Origin of the sequence: Escherichia sp. WS547, from assembly GCF_046486065.1 — a bacterium.
Lineage (GTDB): Bacteria > Pseudomonadota > Gammaproteobacteria > Enterobacterales > Enterobacteriaceae > Escherichia > Escherichia coli.
This window is the reverse complement of sequence record NZ_JBJQMA010000009.1, coordinates 16,719-35,966: the sequence shown is the minus strand read 5'-3', so window position 1 is coordinate 35,966 and position 19,248 is coordinate 16,719. Positions and strand designations below refer to the sequence as shown.

The 19,248-nt window shown below is 50.9% G+C and carries 18 protein-coding genes; 10 read left to right on the top strand and 8 right to left on the bottom strand.

The annotated features are described in order from the left end of the window. Positions 1-4: 4 nt before the first annotated feature. The 5 genes from mhpD to ACJHWK_RS10235 all read left to right on the top strand — a co-directional run bounded on the left by mhpD (position 5) and on the right by ACJHWK_RS10235 (position 4,803). A complete protein-coding gene (gene mhpD / locus ACJHWK_RS10255; RefSeq protein WP_000160741.1) occupies positions 5-814 on the top strand; it encodes a 2-keto-4-pentenoate hydratase in 810 nt (269 codons plus the stop codon). Next, positions 811-1,761, top strand: coding sequence for an acetaldehyde dehydrogenase (gene mhpF, locus ACJHWK_RS10250; RefSeq protein ID WP_001521966.1), 951 nt, complete (start codon positions 811-813; stop codon positions 1,759-1,761). Before mhpD ends, mhpF begins: the two co-directional genes overlap by 4 nt. Continuing rightward, a complete protein-coding gene (mhpE, locus tag ACJHWK_RS10245; RefSeq protein WP_001013507.1) occupies positions 1,758-2,771 on the top strand; it encodes a 4-hydroxy-2-oxovalerate aldolase in 1,014 nt (337 codons plus the stop codon). The genes mhpF and mhpE overlap by 4 nt, the downstream gene beginning before the upstream one ends. Before the next feature lie 179 nt (positions 2,772-2,950). Then, positions 2,951-4,162, top strand: coding sequence for a 3-(3-hydroxy-phenyl)propionate transporter MhpT (gene mhpT / locus ACJHWK_RS10240; protein ID WP_001521968.1), 1,212 nt, complete (start codon positions 2,951-2,953; stop codon positions 4,160-4,162). 101 nt (positions 4,163-4,263) lie between these two features. After that, positions 4,264-4,803: a DUF2058 domain-containing protein gene (locus ACJHWK_RS10235; RefSeq protein ID WP_001521970.1), complete on the top strand. Its 540-nt coding sequence runs from the start codon at positions 4,264-4,266 to the stop codon at positions 4,801-4,803. A gap of 124 nt (positions 4,804-4,927) precedes the next feature. Here the strand turns inward: ACJHWK_RS10235 and fghA are convergent, their stop codons facing one another. The 7 genes from fghA to ACJHWK_RS10200 all read right to left on the bottom strand — a co-directional run bounded on the left by fghA (position 4,928) and on the right by ACJHWK_RS10200 (position 10,670). After that, positions 4,928-5,761: an S-formylglutathione hydrolase gene (gene fghA / locus ACJHWK_RS10230; RefSeq protein ID WP_001521972.1), complete on the bottom strand. Its 834-nt coding sequence runs from the start codon at positions 5,759-5,761 to the stop codon at positions 4,928-4,930. 93 nt (positions 5,762-5,854) lie between these two features. After that, positions 5,855-6,964 (bottom strand): S-(hydroxymethyl)glutathione dehydrogenase, encoded by a 1,110-nt coding sequence (gene frmA / locus ACJHWK_RS10225; protein ID WP_000842102.1) that lies wholly within the window; start codon positions 6,962-6,964, stop codon positions 5,855-5,857. Positions 6,965-6,998: 34 nt separating this feature from the next. After that, a complete protein-coding gene (frmR, locus tag ACJHWK_RS10220; RefSeq protein WP_001141271.1) occupies positions 6,999-7,274 on the bottom strand; it encodes a formaldehyde-responsive transcriptional repressor FrmR in 276 nt (91 codons plus the stop codon). Between the two features lie 184 nt (positions 7,275-7,458). Continuing rightward, the gene (locus ACJHWK_RS10215) at positions 7,459-8,232 is read right to left on the bottom strand and encodes a YaiO family outer membrane beta-barrel protein (protein WP_000596081.1); all 774 of its coding nucleotides are present in this window, start codon (positions 8,230-8,232) and stop codon (positions 7,459-7,461) included. Position 8,233: 1 nt separating this feature from the next. Continuing rightward, on the bottom strand, positions 8,234-8,815 hold the full coding sequence (locus ACJHWK_RS10210) for an acetyltransferase (protein ID WP_072170828.1): 582 nt from the start codon (positions 8,813-8,815) through the stop codon (positions 8,234-8,236). Further along, on the bottom strand, positions 8,793-9,989 hold the full coding sequence (locus ACJHWK_RS10205; RefSeq protein ID WP_001521974.1) for a glycosyltransferase: 1,197 nt from the start codon (positions 9,987-9,989) through the stop codon (positions 8,793-8,795). The genes ACJHWK_RS10210 and ACJHWK_RS10205 overlap by 23 nt, the downstream gene beginning before the upstream one ends. A gap of 9 nt (positions 9,990-9,998) precedes the next feature. Continuing rightward, positions 9,999-10,670 carry a PIG-L deacetylase family protein gene (locus ACJHWK_RS10200; protein WP_000362012.1) on the bottom strand — a complete coding sequence of 224 codons (672 nt, stop codon included), beginning with the start codon at positions 10,668-10,670 and terminating at the stop codon, positions 9,999-10,001. Positions 10,671-11,278: 608 nt separating this feature from the next. Here ACJHWK_RS10200 and tauA point away from each other — a divergent pair. Genes tauA through tauD form a run of 4 tightly spaced genes read left to right on the top strand, consistent with a single transcriptional unit; the run spans position 11,279 to position 14,693 of the window. Next, positions 11,279-12,241, top strand: a complete 963-nt coding sequence (tauA, locus tag ACJHWK_RS10195; protein ID WP_170886254.1) for a taurine ABC transporter substrate-binding protein — start codon at positions 11,279-11,281, stop codon at positions 12,239-12,241. A 12-nt stretch (positions 12,242-12,253) separates the two neighbouring features. Further along, positions 12,254-13,021, top strand: coding sequence for a taurine ABC transporter ATP-binding subunit (gene tauB, locus ACJHWK_RS10190; protein WP_001521976.1), 768 nt, complete (start codon positions 12,254-12,256; stop codon positions 13,019-13,021). Further along, a complete protein-coding gene (gene tauC, locus ACJHWK_RS10185) occupies positions 13,018-13,845 on the top strand; it encodes a taurine ABC transporter permease TauC (RefSeq protein WP_001521977.1) in 828 nt (275 codons plus the stop codon). Before tauB ends, tauC begins: the two co-directional genes overlap by 4 nt. Further along, the gene (tauD, locus tag ACJHWK_RS10180) at positions 13,842-14,693 is read left to right on the top strand and encodes a taurine dioxygenase (RefSeq protein ID WP_001521978.1); all 852 of its coding nucleotides are present in this window, start codon (positions 13,842-13,844) and stop codon (positions 14,691-14,693) included. The genes tauC and tauD overlap by 4 nt, the downstream gene beginning before the upstream one ends. Before the next feature lie 39 nt (positions 14,694-14,732). On the opposite strand, the gene hemB is transcribed toward tauD, so the two are convergent. Continuing rightward, a complete protein-coding gene (gene hemB, locus ACJHWK_RS10175; protein ID WP_001521979.1) occupies positions 14,733-15,707 on the bottom strand; it encodes a porphobilinogen synthase in 975 nt (324 codons plus the stop codon). A 525-nt stretch (positions 15,708-16,232) separates the two neighbouring features. On the opposite strand from hemB, the gene ehaB reads away from it, so the two are divergent. Continuing rightward, entirely contained in the window at positions 16,233-19,181 is a 2,949-nt protein-coding gene (ehaB, locus tag ACJHWK_RS10170; protein WP_001521980.1) for an autotransporter adhesin EhaB, read from the top strand. The last annotated feature ends 67 nt before the right edge of the window (positions 19,182-19,248 follow it).

Below are 19,248 nucleotides of genomic sequence, written 5' to 3'. Positions count from 1 at the left end.
GGTCATGACGAAGCATACTCTTGAGCAACTGGCGGCGGATTTACGCCGCGCCGCAGAGCAGGGCGAAGCGATTGCGCCGCTGCGCGATCTGATTGGTATTGAAAACGCTGAAGCGGCCTACGCCATTCAGCGCATCAATGTGCAACATGACGTCGCTCAGGGACGGCGAGTGGTGGGGCGCAAAGTGGGGCTGACGCATCCGAAAGTGCAGCAACAACTGGGCGTTGATCAACCGGATTTCGGGACATTATTTGCCGACATGTGTTATGGCGATAACGAAACCATTCCTTTTTCCCGTGTTCTGCAACCCCGCATTGAAGCGGAGATTGCACTGGTGTTGAACCGCGATCTACCCGCAACCGATATCACCTTCGACGAATTGTATAACGCCATTGAATGGGTACTTCCGGCGCTGGAAGTGGTGGGGAGCCGCATTCGCGACTGGTCGATTCAGTTTGTCGATACCGTGGCAGATAACGCCTCCTGTGGGGTGTATGTCATCGGCGGTCCGGCGCAACGTCCGGCGGGGTTAGACCTGAAAAACTGCGCCATGAAGATGACGCGTAATAACGAAGAGGTTTCCAGCGGGCGCGGCAGCGAATGCCTGGGACATCCGCTCAATGCCGCCGTCTGGCTGGCACGCAAAATGGCCAGTCTGGGTGAACCGCTGCGCGCCGGAGATATCATTCTTACCGGGGCATTAGGTCCGATGGTGGCGGTGAATGCGGGCGATCGTTTTGAAGCCCATATCGAAGGCATAGGTTCAGTTGCTGCGACATTTTCAAGCGCAGCCCCAAAAGGAAGTCTGTCATGAGTAAGCGTAAAGTCGCCATTATCGGTTCTGGCAACATTGGCACCGATCTGATGATTAAAATTTTGCGTCACGGTCAGCATCTGGAGATGGCGGTGATGGTCGGCATTGATCCTCAGTCCGACGGTCTGGCGCGTGCCAGACGTATGGGCGTCGCCACCACCCATGAAGGGGTGATCGGGCTGATGAACATGCCTGAATTTGCTGATATCGACATTGTATTTGATGCGACCAGCGCGGGCGCGCATGTGAAAAACGATGCCGCTTTGCGCGAAGCGAAACCGGATATTCGCTTAATTGACCTGACGCCTGCTGCCATCGGCCCTTACTGCGTGCCGGTGGTTAACCTCGAGGAGAACGTCGATCAACTGAACGTCAACATGGTCACCTGCGGCGGCCAGGCCACCATTCCAATGGTGGCGGCAGTTTCACGCGTGGCGCGTGTTCATTACGCCGAAATTATCGCTTCTATCGCCAGTAAATCTGCCGGACCTGGCACGCGTGCCAATATCGATGAATTTACGGAAACCACTTCGCGCGCCATTGAAGTGGTGGGCGGCGCGGCAAAAGGGAAGGCAATTATCGTGCTTAACCCAGCAGAGCCACCGTTGATGATGCGTGACACGGTGTATGTATTGAGCGACGAAGCTTCACAAGATGATATCGAAGCCTCAATCAATGAAATGGCTGAGGCGGTGCAGGCTTACGTACCGGGTTATCGCCTGAAACAGCGCGTGCAGTTTGAAGTTATCCCGCAGGATAAACCGGTTAATTTGCCGGGCGTGGGGCAGTTCTCCGGGCTGAAAACGGCGGTCTGGCTGGAAGTCGAAGGCGCAGCGCATTATCTGCCTGCCTATGCGGGCAACCTCGACATTATGACTTCCAGTGCGCTGGCGACAGCGGAAAAAATGGCCCAGTCACTGGTGCGCAAGGCAGGAGAAGCGGCATGAACGGTAAAAAACTTTATATTTCGGACGTCACGTTGCGTGACGGTATGCACGCCATTCGTCATCAGTATTCGCTGGAAAATGTCCGCCAGATTGCCAAAGCACTGGATGATGCCCGCGTGGATTCGATTGAAGTGGCCCACGGCGACGGTTTGCAAGGTTCCAGCTTTAACTATGGTTTCGGCGCACATAGCGACCTAGAATGGATTGAAGCGGCGGCGGATGTGGTGAAGCACGCCAAAATCGCGACGTTGTTGCTGCCTGGAATCGGCACTATTCACGATCTGAAAAATGCCTGGCAGGCTGGCGCGCGGGTGGTTCGTGTGGCAACGCACTGTACCGAAGCTGATGTTTCCGCCCAGCATATTCAGTATGCCCGCGAGCTCGGAATGGACACCGTTGGTTTTCTGATGATGAGCCATATGACCACGCCGGAGAATCTCGCAAAGCAGGCAAAGCTGATGGAAGGCTACGGTGCGACCTGTATTTATGTGGTGGATTCTGGCGGTGCGATGAACATGAGCGATATCCGTGACCGTTTCCGCGCCCTGAAAGCAGTGCTGAAACCAGAAACGCAAACCGGCATGCACGCTCACCATAACCTGAGTCTTGGCGTGGCGAACTCTATCGCGGCGGTGGAAGAGGGCTGCGACCGAATCGACGCCAGCCTCGCGGGAATGGGCGCGGGCGCAGGTAACGCGCCGCTGGAAGTTTTTATTGCCGCCGCGGATAAACTGGGTTGGCAGCATGGGACCGATCTCTATGCGTTAATGGATGCCGCTGACGACCTGGTGCGTCCGTTGCAGGATCGACCGGTACGAGTCGATCGCGAAACGCTGGCGCTGGGATACGCTGGTGTTTACTCGAGCTTCCTGCGTCACTGTGAAACGGCGGCGGCGCGTTATGGCTTAAGCGCGGTGGATATTCTCGTTGAGCTGGGCAAACGCCGGATGGTTGGCGGCCAGGAGGATATGATCGTCGACGTGGCGCTGGATCTGCGCAACAACAAATAATGATGACTGCCGAGAACGTGCATTTTGTATGCCCATCCCAGCACGACTGCCGGATGCGGCGTAAACGCCTTGTTCGGCCTACATTTTCTTCGCCTGTAGGCAGTCATTAAATGGTTCTGATTACGCGGCTGGCAATGTATCAGCCGCGATTCACCTGCTCTCGCAACGAGGTTCATCTTATGTCGACTCGTATCCCTTCATCATCTTCATCCCGCCTGATGCTGACCATCGGGCTTTGTTTTTTGGTCGCTCTGATGGAAGGACTGGATCTTCAGGCGGCTGGCATTGCGGCGGGTGGCATCGCCCAGGCTTTCGCACTCGATAAAATGCAAATGGGCTGGATATTCAGCGCCGGAATACTCGGTTTGCTACCCGGCGCGCTGGTTGGCGGAATGCTGGCGGACCGTTATGGTCGTAAGCGTATTTTAATTAGCTCAGTTGCGCTGTTTGGTTTGTTCTCACTGGCAACGGCGATTGCCTGGGATTTCCCCTCACTGGTCTTTGCGCGGCTGATGACCGGTGTCGGGCTGGGGGCGGCGTTGCCGAATCTTATCGCCCTGACGTCTGAAGCCGCGGGTCCACGTTTTCGTGGGACGGCAGTGAGCCTGATGTATTGCGGTGTTCCCATTGGCGCGGCGCTGGCGGCGACACTGGGTTTCACGGGGGCAAACTTAGCCTGGCAAACGGTGTTTTGGGTCGGTGGTGTAGTGCCGTTGATTCTGGTGCCACTATTAATGCGCTGGCTGCCGGAGTCGGCGGTTTTCGCTGGCGAAAAACAGGCCGCGCCTCCACTGCGTGCGTTATTTGCGCCAGAAACGGCAACCGCGACGCTGCTGCTGTGGTTGTGTTATTTCTTCACTCTGCTGGTGGTCTACATGTTGATCAACTGGCTGCCGCTGCTTTTGGTGGAGCAAGGATTCCAGCCATCGCAGGCGGCAGGGGTGATGTTTGCACTGCAAATGGGGGCGGCAAGCGGGACGTTAATGTTGGGCGCATTGATGGATAAGCTGCGTCCAGTAACCATGTCGCTACTGATTTATAGCGGCATGTTAGCTTCGCTGCTGGCGCTGGGAACAGTGTCGTCATTTAACGGTATGCTGCTGGCGGGATTCGTCGCGGGGTTGTTTGCGACAGGTGGGCAAAGCGTTTTGTATGCCCTGGCACCGTTGTTTTACAGTTCGCAGATCCGCGCAACAGGTGTGGGAACAGCCGTGGCGGTAGGGCGTCTGGGGGCTATGAGCGGTCCGTTACTGGCCGGGAAAATGCTGGCATTAGGCACTGGCACGGTTGGCGTAATGGCCGCTTCTGCGCCGGGTATTCTTGTTGCTGGCCTGGCAGTGTTTATTTTGATGAGCCGGAGATCACGAATGCAGCCGTGCGCCGATGCCTGACGCGCCTTATTAAGTAGGGGCGAAAGGGACTTGCCCCCAATACACCTACGGCGTTTACAGGTATACTCGCTAAAAATTATTCAGCGGGTTTGGAAACAAAGATGGCAAAACTTACCTTACAAGAGCAGTTGCTCAAAGCAGGATTAGTCACCAGCAAAAAAGCGGCGAAGGTCGAGAGAACGGCGAAAAAATCGCGTGTTCAGGCGCGTGAAGCTCGGGCGGCGGTAGAAGAAAACAAAAAGGCACAGCTTGAGCGTGATAAACAGCTTAGCGAGCAGCAAAAACAAGCGGCGTTGGCGAAAGAATATAAAGCCCAGGTGAAGCAGCTCATTGAAATGAACCGAATCACCATTGCTAATGGCGATATTGGTTTTAACTTCACTGACGGTAATCTGATTAAGAAAATCTTTGTCGATAAGCTCACGCAAGCGCAGTTAATTAATGGTCGTCTGGCGATTGCCCGCTTGTTGATCGATAACAATAGCGAAGGTGAATACGCCATTATTCCCGCCAGCGTTGCCGATAAAATTGCTCAGCGTGATGCCAGCAGTATTGTGTTGCACAGCGCGCTCAGCGCCGAAGAGCAGGATGAAGACGACCCGTATGCCGACTTCAAAGTGCCTGATGATTTGATGTGGTAAACATAGATAAGTTGTGCGCAGATGCCTGATGCGACGCTATGCGCGTTTTATCATGCCTACGGCCTGCGGGCGAAATGTAGGCGGATAAGGCGTTCACGCCGCATCCGGCAGTCGTGCACTATTATTAACGCATATTCAGTTTATTGGCGTGGTAGGCAATATGCTCGCCAATAAAACTGGAGACAAAATAATAGCTGTGATCATAACCCTCGTGATAACGGATTAACGTTTTGATATTCATCTCCTGGCAGATCTTTTCAAGATTTGGAGTCCGCAGCTGTTCTGCGTAAAAATCATCACTCAACCCCTGATCAACCATTATTTCCGCAATGCGTTGACCTTGTGAAATAAGACTCACCGGATCGTAATCCAACCAGGCTTCTTTATTTTCACCAAGATATGCGGTAAAGGCTTGCTGTCCCCACGGTACTTGCGATGGGGAGACAATGGGCGAAAACGCCGAGACGCTGACATATTCATCTGGATTACGTAACGCCAGCACCAGTGCGCCCAGCCCGCCCATAGAATGACCTGAGATAGACTTTCTGGCCGTTGCCGGAAAATGTTGCATCACTAAATCCGGCAGTTCGTTGCGGATATAGTCATACATTTTGTAATGTTCATTCCACGGCGCTTGCGTTGCGTTCAGGTAAAACCCGGCACCTTGCCCGAGATCGTAACGGTCGGCATCTGCGACATGACTGCCTCGCGGACTGGTGTCTGGCGCAACAACAATAATGTTGTGCTCCGCCGCGTAACGTTGCATCCCTGATTTAGTAATGAAATTCTGCTCGTTGCAGGTCAGGCCCGAAAGCCAGTACAACACCGGCAATTTTTCACTTGCGGCTTTTGGTGGGAGATAGACGCCGACATTCATTTCACATTTCAGTGATTGGGAATAATGCCGATACACATTTTGCCAGCCGCCAAAGCTGGCATGTTTTTCAATGAGTTCCATCAGTCATTATCTCACGGTTAATCCCCCGGACGGCTGCCCGGGGAGAGTATTAAGAACCCCGCCTGAACTGGACGGGGTAAAACCTGCGGGAAATCAGTAACGAATTACGGTTCGAATGGATTTGCCTTCATGCATCAGGTCGAAGGCGTCATTAATTTCATCCAGGCTCATGGTATGCGTGACAAACGGTTCCAGATCGATATCGCCTTTCATCGCATCTTCAACCATACCCGGTAACTGGGAACGACCTTTCACGCCGCCAAACGCGGAACCTTTCCATACGCGACCGGTGACCAACTGGAATGGACGGGTGGAGATTTCCTGACCAGAACCAGCTACCCCGATGATCACCGACTGACCCCAGCCGCGGTGCGCACTTTCCAGCGCCGCACGCATCACGTTGACGTTACCGATGCATTCAAAGGTATGGTCGATACCCCATTTGTTGATATCCAGCAGGACATCTTTAATCGGTTTGTCGTAGTCATTCGGGTTAATGCAGTCGGTAGCACCGAATCGACGCGCAAGATCGAATTTCTTCGGGTTGGTATCAATAGCGATAATCCGTCCCGCTTTCGCCTGACGCGCGCCCTGAACCACTGCCAGACCAATCGCGCCAAGACCAAATACGGCAACAGAATCACCTGGCTGGACTTTAGCCGTGTTGTGTACCGCGCCAATACCGGTGGTCACGCCACAGCCCAGCAGGCAGACGTGTTCGTGGTTTGCTTCTGGATTAATTTTGGCCAGAGACACTTCCGCGACCACGGTGTATTCACTGAATGTAGAGCATCCCATGTAGTGATAAAGCGGCTGCCCGTTGTAAGAAAAACGGGTGGTGCCGTCTGGCATCAGGCCTTTACCCTGGGTTTCGCGAACCGCAACACAGAGGTTGGTTTTGCCGGAACGACAGAACTCACACTCGCCGCACTCTGCGGTGTAAAGCGGGATCACATGGTCGCCAGGTTTGACGCTGGTTACGCCTTCACCGACTTCAACCACAACGCCGGCCCCTTCGTGACCGAGAACTACCGGGAATACACCTTCCGGGTCATCGCCGGAGAGGGTAAATGCGTCGGTATGGCAAACGCCGGTATGGGTGACTTTAATCAGCACTTCACCTTTTTTCGGTGGTGCAACGTCAATTTCAACGATTTCCAGCGGTTTACCGGGAGCAAATGCAACGGCAGCACGTGATTTCATCTCTCGCTCTTCCTCAATATGGTAATAGATTCAGCTATTTAAGATAGGCACGAACCAGTTCAATAGTGTCGTCAACGGATTGGCTGACTTCGCGGCTGTAGCAGTCATTTCGGTCAAACGTTTCCCGGATATGGCTTTCAAGCACTTCTGCCATCAGCCCGTTAGCCGCGCCCCGAACGGCAGCGATCTGTTGGAGTATGGCACGGCATTCGGCATCACCCTCCAGCGACCGTTCCAGAGCATCAATCTGCCCCCGAATACGACGAACTCGAGTAAGGACCTTTTTCTTCTCTTCCGGAGTACTGGGCATTTCGCACCTCATCATCTGCACGCAATATACTATAGGGGGGTATGCTATATGTCAATGCATACCCCCCTATAGTATATAACACTGGAGAATAAAATTTATCCGGTGAATGTAGTCGGATAACAAAAAGTAAAGAGGGGCCTAATCGACAGGGAAGGCCGCCCCGGATAGCGGGCGGCAGAAGCAATCAGAATTTCCAGGTCAGATGGGCTGCAAATTGCAGACCGTTATAATCATCAGTTGGGGTGTCGTACCACACTTTACCTGCCGTCAGCCCGAGATTAAGTTGCTCAGTCAGCGGTTGAATACGTTGCAAACTGACGCTCTTCATGCTGCCGTAGCGTGTTTCTGGCGTCCAGTCATAGGTGTAAGCGCCTGTTCCGCGGCTTAGCCATAGTTGCGTATAACCAGTGCCGCGCGGGTCATTCAGACGCACGGAAATCATATTGCTGTAACTACCACCTGCATCGCTGGAGTCATAATGGGTATAGCGGTAGCTGGAGATCACCGGGCCAGTATAGAGTGATACGCCGCCTTGCCAGGCATCGACTTCGACATCATCGTAATATTTCGTGTAGCGATAACCGGTCGTGAAAAGCGTTTTTGGCAACAGTGCCAGGTTAATATCCTGACGAAAATCCTGGCGGGCAAAGACCGGCGTATTATCCGCAAAGGCAATACCCGTTCGGGTTGTCAGCCAGTTATTCCATTTATACCAGACCGCACCCTGACCGCGAGTGGCATTGAAATGTTCAGTTTCATAATCACGACGCCCCTGGGAAAGATTAAAAAGCAGCGTTGCGTTTTCAACTTTCGCCACCAGTTCAGCATACGCTAAATTACGGTTGCCATGATCGCCAGAATAATCGGTAAAATCGTAGCCCGCGGTAATGGAAGTTAACCCGGCATAAGCGGGCAATGCGCTAAAAATTGCTGCCGCTAATAACGTCCGTTTTATCATTTTAATCTCCTGTACGGATAAGTTCTTGTCGGAGTGAATAAGTTCCGGTAGGTAAATTACGTTCTACAATCACGCGCGGGCCAAGTTGCGTGTTCGGGGAAATAATTCGCCCAGGCAAAATAATAACTTGTACGCCAAGGCGTGAACGCTGCCCGATATAACAACCTAATTTATCGCATTCGGTAGCGATAATTCCCTCTGGAGTTCGAACAGACACGGGCTGTTGATCCAGACGATGATTACTGGTACGTACTTGTGCGCCCAAATATGCCTGGTTTGCAACTACCGAGTCGGCGATAAAGCATTGCGGACCAATCGTTGCTTCCGCTTCAATAACCGCATTTTTAATTTCGGTGGCAAAACCAATTTTTACGCCATTGCTGATTATTGTGCCAGGACGAATAAACGCATAATTACCTATCAGGCAGTTTGCGCCAATCACTACCGGACCCTGAATAACGGCACCGTGACAAATACGGGTATTCGCGCCGATAACAACTTCACCTGCAGTTTCATCAATAATTACCTGGTCTGCAATCTGAATATTTTTCTCTTTAACATTAAGCTTCAGAAAGTTTTTCAGTTCCTGTGACAGAAGGTTGGGAATAAGCGGTTGACGCTTCCACCAGTGCGGAATAGCGGGTGGGTTTGTCGCGCTGAGGTTCGCGTCCAGTAAAAAAGGCAATAAGTCCATAAATAATCCAGATGGCATAAGCTAATAATACATACACAACGGAAAGCGGCGCTAAAGGCACCAACAACCAGCAACGATGAAACCAGGCGCTAAAAGCACCAATAACACAAACTACGCCGACCCAGATAAGCGGAAACATTGCCAACACCACACCATGCGGCCCGGTGGTGATGAATTCATTAAACCAGGTAGTGAGATAAATCCCAACGCCATAAAGCACAACCAACAGCATAGGAAATATACTGAAGATACCGAAGCGGCTAAATAAAAGCCTTTTATGCAGGCGCATACAGACCGCGTAGCCCACAATCCAACGCCGCCAGCGACGCCATTCCTCACGCGGGCTGTTGCATTCCTGTGGGTATACGATGCAGCGATTCGCCTGCCGAATACGATAGCCGTTTGCCACCAATGTCCAGGTGAGATCAAGGTCTTCGACTTTAGTACGATCAGAGAAACCGAACTTACGCAATACATCAGTACGGAACATCCCGCAGGCACCGCTGATAATAAACGGTGCGCCGCCCAGGAGCTGCTGTAGCGTGCGCTTCATAACAATCATCGGCAACTTTACGGTCGCGCGGATGTGCGGTAACAGACCCGCGCCTTTCAACGCAGTAGAGGGAATGCCGCCTACGGCATCAGCACCGCGCTCTATTTCTGCCAGCATATAGCCCATTCCGTCTTGATCGGGCGGAACATAGGTGTCGGCATCACTTAAAAAAACCTGGTCGCAGGTGGCGTAATTGAGGCCATTCATCAGCGCACCACCTTTACCGGTATTTTTTTGCGTGACGGCAATAAAGCGGTCGCCCCATTTGCGTTTGACTTCCGCCATGACCGCTTCGGTATTGTCCGTGGAGCCGTCGTTAACGCAAATTACCCGGCAAAAATAAGGGTTACGCAGTAGATTATCCAGTGACTGTGCCAGACACGGGCCTTCGTTATACGCAGGTATAATGGCGTCAATACAACCTTTTTTTGGGCTGGGCTTACGCCTTAACGTACTCAGGAACCATAGCAATATTGCTACGGCCATACATATAAATATCCAGGTTTTCATGCAATTTGCTCAAAGAATCATTTTATGAATTACAAAGCCTTCACCCAGATCGCTATTGACCTGTTGCCCGCGAAATTGTGCAACTGCACGCAGGCGATCATGACGCATATAATCGCGTCGTTCCTGGCTTTTATGTTTTTTTAATGCAGCAAGTTTGACTGTGAAATATTCTTCTTTAACGGATTCAAAAACCTGAGGCATAAATGAAAGCCAGGTACTCGGGGTTTCGTAGCCGAGAATTTGTGGAATAGTGCGGCAGGCAACCATTGAAGCTTGATAAACAGCAAGATGATCCTGATGGCGGTCGGCATCATGCATGGTATATACCCGCATGATTTCAACATCAGAAGGAATTTGATTTTTAATGATGTCTTCCAGGGCGGAAATCATATCATTGAGCTGCAAATGCGCGCGGGTGTCAGCAAAATTAAGATGAATAGTTTGGTGGCACCCTAATATCTTTAGGGCGTTGCGCGATTCTTCATGGCGATCGATTATTCCATCTGTGCCAGAGTTGCCGGTAGTCATCACCACGGCTGCGATATAAATTCCTTTTTGCGCAAGACGAGCAAGCGACGCGCCACAGCCCAATTCTATATCGTCAGGATGTGCGCCAATAGCAAGGATACCCTTTCTTTTATTTGCCGAAGAAAGGATGGCTGAATCTAAAACCTTATCCACTTAATGACACTCCATTTTATTTATTATACTACAAGCACAACGATGCCCGCAGAGACGTAATCTCTGGCACAGACAGATGCTAATTTTTAAGTGTTAAAAATTACTGATAGCTGAAAAATAAGGGGCTTTCAAGTACGGGGATACGACTGCGTAATCTTTTATGTAGTTCATATGTTAAGTGTTTGTGTGTTTGGTTTGTATAGTTATTTTGTTTTATATATTGTATTTAGATGTGATTTAGTTTGTCAATTAATTACATATTAAAAATATGTTCTAGGCACAAATATGGATTATATACATTATGTGAATGTATTATGTGGTTGATTGAGAATGATACAGTTATATATGCAATGTGAATATAATGATTTCATTATATGCATTGCTGTTAATAAAATAAAAGACATTATGTTCTGCTTGTTTATGCATTAATAAAAATGAAGTGCAGTAACTTACTGAATTGTCAGAGTGGGTGTAATTGCATATTTAATCTTTCCTTTGCCGCTTTTTTGCTAAGAATAAAATCATCTGTGCGATAACGACTAATTCTTTTAATGAATGTTTTTATTCCTGAATACTGCTCCTATAACAAGACAGGGGAGCAGACAATCATGGCAATTTCATCGCGTAACACACTTCTTGCCGCACTGGCATTCATCGCTTTTCAGGCACAGGCGGTGAACGTCACCGTGGCCTATCAAACCTCCGCTGAACCGGCGAAAGTGGCTCAGGCTGATAACACCTTTGCTAAAGAGAGCGGGGCGACGGTGGACTGGCGTAAGTTTGACAGCGGAGCCAGCATCGTGCGGGCGCTGGCTTCAGGCGATGTCCAAATCGGTAACCTCGGTTCCAGCCCATTAGCGGTGGCAGCCAGCCAACAGGTGCCGATTGAAGTCTTCTTACTGGCGTCAAAACTGGGTAACTCCGAAGCGCTGGTGGTAAAGAAAACTATCAGCAAACCGGAAGATCTCATTGGCAAACGCATCGCCGTACCGTTTATCTCCACCACCCACTACAGCCTGCTGGCGGCGCTGAAACACTGGGGTATAAAACCCGGACAAGTGGAGATAGTGAACCTGCAGCCGCCCGCGATTATCGCCGCATGGCAACGGGGAGACATTGATGGTGCTTATGTCTGGGCACCGGCGGTTAACGCCCTGGAAAAAGACGGCAAGGTGCTGACCGATTCTGAACAGGTCGGGCAGTGGGGCGCGCCGACACTGGACGTCTGGGTGGTGCGCAAAGATTTTGCCGAGAAACATCCAGAGGTCGTGAAAGCGTTCGCTAAAAGCGCCATCGATGCTCAACAACCGTACATTGCTAATCCAGACGCGTGGCTGAAACAGCCGGAAAACATCAGCAAACTGGCACGTTTAAGCGGCGTACCTGAAGGTGACGTTCCGGGGCTGGTGAAGGGGAATACCTATCTGACGCCGCAGCAGCAAACGGCAGAACTGACCGGACCGGTGAACAAAGCGATCATCGACACCGCGCAGTCTTTGAAAGAGCAGGGCAAAGTCCCGGCTGTAGCGAATGATTACAGCCAGTACGTGACCTCGCGCTTCGTGCAATAAAAGGAGGCGCAGATGCTGCAAATCTCTCATCTTTACGCCGATTATGGCGGCAAACCGGCACTGGAAGATATCAACCTGACGCTGGAAAGCTGTGAGCTACTGGTGGTGCTGGGGCCGTCCGGCTGCGGTAAAACCACCCTGCTGAATCTGATTGCCGGTTTTGTGCCTTATCAGCATGGCAGCATTCAACTGGCGGGTAAGTGCATTGAGGGACCGGGCGCAGAGCGGGGCGTGGTTTTTCAGAATGAAGGGCTGCTACCGTGGCGCAATGTACGGGACAACGTGGCGTTCGGCCTGCAACTGGCAGGTGTTGAGAAAATGCAGCGACTGGAAATCGCGCACCAGATGCTGAAAAAAGTGGGGCTGGAAGGGGCAGAAAAACGCTACATCTGGCAGCTTTCCGGCGGTCAACGTCAGCGGGTGGGGATTGCCCGCGCGCTGGCGGCAAATCCCCAGCTGTTATTACTCGATGAACCGTTTGGTGCGCTGGACGCCTTCACCCGCGACCAGATGCAAACCCTGCTGCTGAAACTCTGGCAGGAGACGGGCAAGCAGGTGCTGTTGATTACCCACGATATAGAAGAAGCGGTGTTTATGGCGACTGAACTGGTTCTGCTTTCACCCGGCCCAGGCCGCGTGCTGGAGCGGCTGCCGCTCAACTTCGCCCGCCGCTTTGTTGCCGGGGAACCGAGCCGCAGCATCAAGTCCGATCCACAATTCATCGCCATGCGCGAATATGTTTTAAGCCGCGTATTTGAGCAACGGGAGGCATTCTCATGAGTGTGCTCATTAATGAAAAACTGCATTCGCGTCGGCTGAAATGGCGCTGGCCGCTCTCGCGTCAGGTGACCTTAAGCATTGGCACGTTAGCGATTTTACTCACTGTATGGTGGGCAGTGGCGGCGCTGCAACTGATTAGCCCGCTGTTTTTACCGCCGCCGCAACAGGTACTGGCAAAACTGCTTACTATTGCCGGACCTCAAGGATTTATGGACGCCACCTTGTGGCAGCATCTGGCAGCCAGCCTGACGCGCATTGTGCTGGCGCTACTTGCGGCGGTGTTGATCGGCATTCCGGTCGGGATCGCCATGGGACTAAGCCCGACGGTGCGCGGCATTCTGGATCCGGTAATTGAATTGTATCGCCCGGTGCCGCCGCTGGCGTATTTGCCGCTGATGGTGATCTGGTTTGGTATTGGTGAAACCTCGAAGATCTTACTGATCTATTTAGCGATTTTTGCACCTGTGGCGATGTCGGCGCTGGCGGGGGTGAAAAGCGCGCAGCAGGTTCGCATTCGTGCCGCCCAGTCGCTGGGTGCCAGCCGTGCGCAGGTGCTGTGGTTTGTTATTTTACCCGGTGCGCTGCCGGAAATTCTCACCGGATTACGCATTGGTCTGGGTGTGGGCTGGTCTACCCTGGTGGCGGCGGAGCTGATTGCCGCGACGCGCGGTTTGGGTTTTATGGTCCAGTCAGCGGGTGAATTTCTCGCGACTGACGTGGTGCTGGCGGGGATCGCGGTGATTGCGATTATCGCCTTTCTTTTAGAACTGGGTCTGCGCGCGTTACAGCGCCGCCTGACGCCCTGGCATGGAGAAGTACAATGAGTGAACGTCTGAGCATTACCTCGCTGGGGCCGTATATCGGCGCACAAATTTCGGGTGCCGACCTGACGCGCCCGTTAAGTGATAACCAGTTTGAACAGCTTTACCATGCGGTACTGCGTCATCAGGTGGTGTTTCTGCGTGAACAGGCCATTACGCCGCTGCAGCAACGCGCGCTGGCCCAACGTTTTGGCGAGCTGCATATTCATCCTGTTTACCCTCATGCCGAAGGGGTTGACGAGATCATCGTGCTGGATACTCATAACGATAATCCGCCGGATAACGACAACTGGCATACCGATGTGACATTTATTGAAACGCCACCCGCAGGGGCGATTCTGGCGGCAAAAGAGTTACCCTCGACCGGCGGCGATACGCTCTGGACCAGCGGTATTGCGGCCTATGAGGCGCTCTCTGTTCCCTTCCGCCAGCTGCTGAGCGGGTTGCGTGCGGAGCATGATTTCCGTAAATCGTTCCCGGAATACAAATATCGCAAAACCGAGGAGGAGCATCAACGCTGGCGCGAGGCGGTCGCGAAAAATCCGCCGTTGCTACATCCGGTGGTGCGAACGCATCCGGTGAGCGGTAAACAGGCGCTGTTTGTGAATGAAGGCTTTACTACGCGAATTGTTGATGTCAGCGAGAAAGAGAGCGAAGCCTTGTTAAGTTTTTTGTTTGCCCATATCACCAAACCGGAGTTTCAGGTGCGCTGGCGCTGGCAACCGAATGATATTGCGATTTGGGATAATCGCGTGACTCAGCACTATGCCAATGCGGATTACCTGCCACAGCGGCGGATTATGCATCGGGCGACGATCCTTGGGGATAAACCGTTTTATCGGGCGGGGTAAGGGGGAAATGCCGGGTTGGATAACCCGGCATAATGAACATTAACGCAGAATCTTCTTCTCAGCCAAATCCAGCGCAAAGTAGCTGAAAATCAGATCCGCACCCGCACGCTTAATCGAACCTAAGCTTTCGAGCACGACTTTCTCTTCATCTATAGCACCCGCCAGCGCGGCGAACTTAATCATCGCATACTCACCGCTCACCTGATACGCGCCAATCGGCAATTCAGTACGTTCACGCAGCTCACGCACGATGTCGAGGTACGCTCCAGCTGGTTTCACCATCAGGCAGTCTGCGCCCTGGGCTTCATCCAGCAGTGACTCACGAATCGCCTCACGACGGTTCATTGGGTTCATCTGATAGCTTTTGCGGTCGCCTTTTAATGCGCTTCCGGCAGCTTCACGGAACGGGCCATAAAAGGAGGAGGCGAACTTGGTCGAATACGACATAATCGCCGTATCTTTAAAGCCCGCAGCGTCCAGCGCATGGCGAATTGCCTGTACCTGGCCGTCCATCGCGGCGGAAGGGGCGATGAAGTCTGCGCCTGCAGCAGCTGCAACCACGGCTTGCTTGCCTAAATTTTCCAGAGTCGCGTCGTTGTCGACGCCATGCTCGCACAGCACACCGCAGTGACCGTGAGAAGTGTATTCACAGAAACAAGTGTCTGACATGACGATCATTTCTGGCACAGTCTGCTTGCAGATGCGCGACATACGCGCCACCAGTCCATCTTCCCGCCAGGCATCGCTGCCGGTTTCATCGGTATGGTGGGAAATGCCGAAAGTCATCACGGAACGAATACCGGCGTTGGCGATGCGTTCAATTTCGCGTGCCAGATGTTTCTCTGGAATGCGCATCACACCTGGCATGGCTTCAACGGCTTTGTAGTCGTCAATTTCTTCTTCAACAAAGATCGGCAACACCAGGTCGTTAAGGCTAAGTGTTGTCTCTTCAAACATAGCGCGCAGCGCAGGAGTTTTGCGCAGGCGACGAGGGCGTTGGATTAAGTCTGTCATGGTCTGCCTGATGTTTGTGGAATCAAGGGGCATAGTATACCTGAAGCAGGGTGGGGATGTTTTACGAAAGTTGTCGCGATGTTGACAAGAAGAGAATGAAAGAGAGACCAGGACATCTTTGTAATAGAAGCAGCAATAATTTCATATTCACTGAAAATATTTTTAATTTTTATTTATAGCCATAGATTATTGTTTTTGGGAATTTGGTGACGTTTTCAAAAAGTGAATAACTTAAAGTTCATTGCTTATTGATACATTATTTGTCTGTTTTAGTTGTTTTATATTTTCATGGTCTATGTTTTAAAATTAACGCTTTCATTAACGTATTGAAATATTGTGTTTTTGTTATTTCTTTCTGTGTGTGTGTTCACGTGCTTTATATATGTCCGCAATCGGACTTAGGGGAAAGAATAATTGAACCATTCCTCTATAACGCCGCATAATCGTCAACGCGAAACATAATATGTTTTCTATGCATTGATAATTGATGGATCAACTTATTACGTCCCTGAGGAGGGATGACAAATGCACTCCTGGAAAAAGAAACTTGTAGTATCACAATTAGCATTGGCTTGCACTCTGGCTATCACCTCTCAGGCTAATGCAGCGACCAACGATATTTCTGGTCAAACTTACAATACTTTCCATCACTACAACGACGCCACCTATGCTGATGACGTTTACTATGATGGTTATGTAGGCTGGAATAACTATGCCGCTGATAGTTATTACAACGGCGATATCTATCCGGTCATTAATAACGCTACCGTTAACGGCGTGATTTCTACCTACTATCTGGATGACGGTATTTCTACTAATACCAACGCCAATAGCCTGACAATCAAAAACAGCACTATTCACGGCATGATTTATTCCGAGTGCATGACAACTGATTGTGCTGATCGTGCGGATGACTACTACCATGATCGTCTGGCGCTGACCGTTGATAATTCAACGATCGATGACAACTACGAACACTACACATATAACGGCACCTACAATAATGCCGCTGACACTCATGTTGTAAATGTATTTAACATTGGTACTGCCATCACTCTGGATCAGGAAGTTGATCTGTCCATCTCTAATAACTCTCATGTAGCAGGTATTACGCTGACTCAGGGTTATGAGTGGGAAGATATCGACGACAACACTGTCAGCACTGGTGTAAACAGCAGCGAAGTGTTTAATAACACCATCACTGTTAAAGATTCAACCGTGACCTCTGGTTCATGGACTGATGAAGGTACAACTGGTTGGTTCGGTAATACAGGTAATGCCAGCGATTATAATGGTAAAGGTTGGAACGCTGACGATATCGCATTAGCTGTTATTGCACATCCTGCTGCTGATAACGCCATGCAAACCACTGCAACATTCGATAATTCCACACTGATGGGCGATGTATTCTTCTCAAGTAACTTTGATGAGAACTTCTTCCCGCATGGTCGTGATAGCTATCGTGATGCTGACGGTGATGTAGATACTAACGGTTGGGATGGTACTGATCGCCTGGATCTGACCCTGAACAATGGCAGCAAGTGGGTCGGTGCGGCAATGTCTGCGCATCAGATTGGTGTTGATACTGATGACGATGGTGTAAATGACTCCTATACATATGGAATCAATACTGAAGCCACTGCAACTCTGATCGACATCGCAGCTAACAGCCTGTGGCCTTCATCAACTGTTGGTGTAGAAAACAGCGACTCTGAATACAGCGAATTTGATCACATCATCGGTAACGAAGTTTACCAGAGCGGTCTGTTCAATGTGACCCTGAACACCGGTTCACAGTGGGATACCACCAAAACTTCTCTGATTGATACTCTGAGCATCAACAGTGGTTCAACGGTTAATGTTGCTGATTCAACGCTGATTTCTGACTCTATCTCTCTGACAGGTCTTTCTGCGCTGAACATCAACGAAGATGGTCATGTTGCAACTGATTCACTGACTGTCGACAACAGTACCGTAACCATTTCTGATGAAGTTTCTGCTGGTTGGGCTGTAGGTGATGCTGCTCTGTATGCCAACAACATCAAAGTGACTAACGACGGTATTCTGAATGTCGGTAACACTGCGGCGAATGCTCTGCAGGTTGATACTCTGAACCTGACCAGCACTACTGATACCAGTGGTAACATTCACGCTGGTGTGTTCAACATCGAAAGCAACCGCTTCGTACTTGATGCCGACCTGACCAACGACCGTACCAACGATACTACCAAGTCAAACTACGGTTATGGTTTAATCGCAATGAACTCTGATGGTCACCTGACCATTAACGGTAACGGCGATAACGACAACACTGCTTCTATCGAAGCTGGTCAGAACGAAGTTGATAACAACGGTGACCATGTTGCAGCTGCAACCGGTAACTACAAAGTTCGTATCGACAACGCTACTGGTGCTGGTTCTATCGCTGACTACAACGGTAACGAACTGATCTACGTTAACGACAAAAACAGCAACGCGACCTTCTCTGCTGCTAACAAAGCTGACCTGGGTGCATACACCTATCAGGCTGAGCAGCGTGGTAACACCGTTGTTCTGCAACAGATGGAGCTGACCGACTACGCTAACATGGCGCTGAGCATCCCGTCTGCGAACACCAATATCTGGAACCTGGAACAAGACACCGTTGGTACTCGTCTGACCAACTCTCGTCATGGCCTGGCTGATAACGGCGGCGCATGGGTAAGCTACTTCGGTGGTAACTTCAACGGCGACAACGGCACCATCAACTATGATCAGGATGTTAACGGCATCATGGTCGGTGTTGATACCAAAATTGACGGTAACAACGCTAAGTGGATCGTCGGTGCGGCTGCAGGTTTCGCTAAAGGTGACATGAATGACCGTTCTGGTCAGGTGGATCAAGACAGCCAGACTGCCTACATCTACTCTTCTGCTCACTTCGCGAACAACGTCTTTGTTGATGGTAGCTTGAGCTACTCTCACTTCAACAACGACCTGTCTGCAACCATGAGCAACGGTACTTACGTTGACGGTAGCACCAACTCCGACGCTTGGGGCTTTGGTTTGAAAGCCGGTTACGACTTCAAACTGGGTGATGCTGGTTACGTGACTCCTTACGGCAGCATTTCTGGTCTGTTCCAGTCTGGTGATGACTACCAGCTGAGCAACAACATGAAAGTTGACGGTCAGTCTTACGACAGCATGCGTTATGAACTGGGTGTAGATGCAGGTTATACCTTCACCTACAGCGAAGACCAGGCTCTGACTCCGTACTTCAAACTGGCTTACGTCTACGACGACTCTAACAACGATAACGATGTGAACGGTGATTCCATCGATAACGGTACTGAAGGGTCTGCGGTACGTGTTGGTCTGGGTACTCAGTTCAGCTTCACCAAGAACTTCAGCGCCTATACCGATGCTAACTACCTCGGTGGTGGTGACGTAGATCAAGACTGGTCCGCGAACGTGGGTGTTAAATATACCTGGTAATATTCTTCACTCTGAAGAAATAGGTTATTTAATCTAAATAATGCCCGTCAAGGATTTGACGGGCATT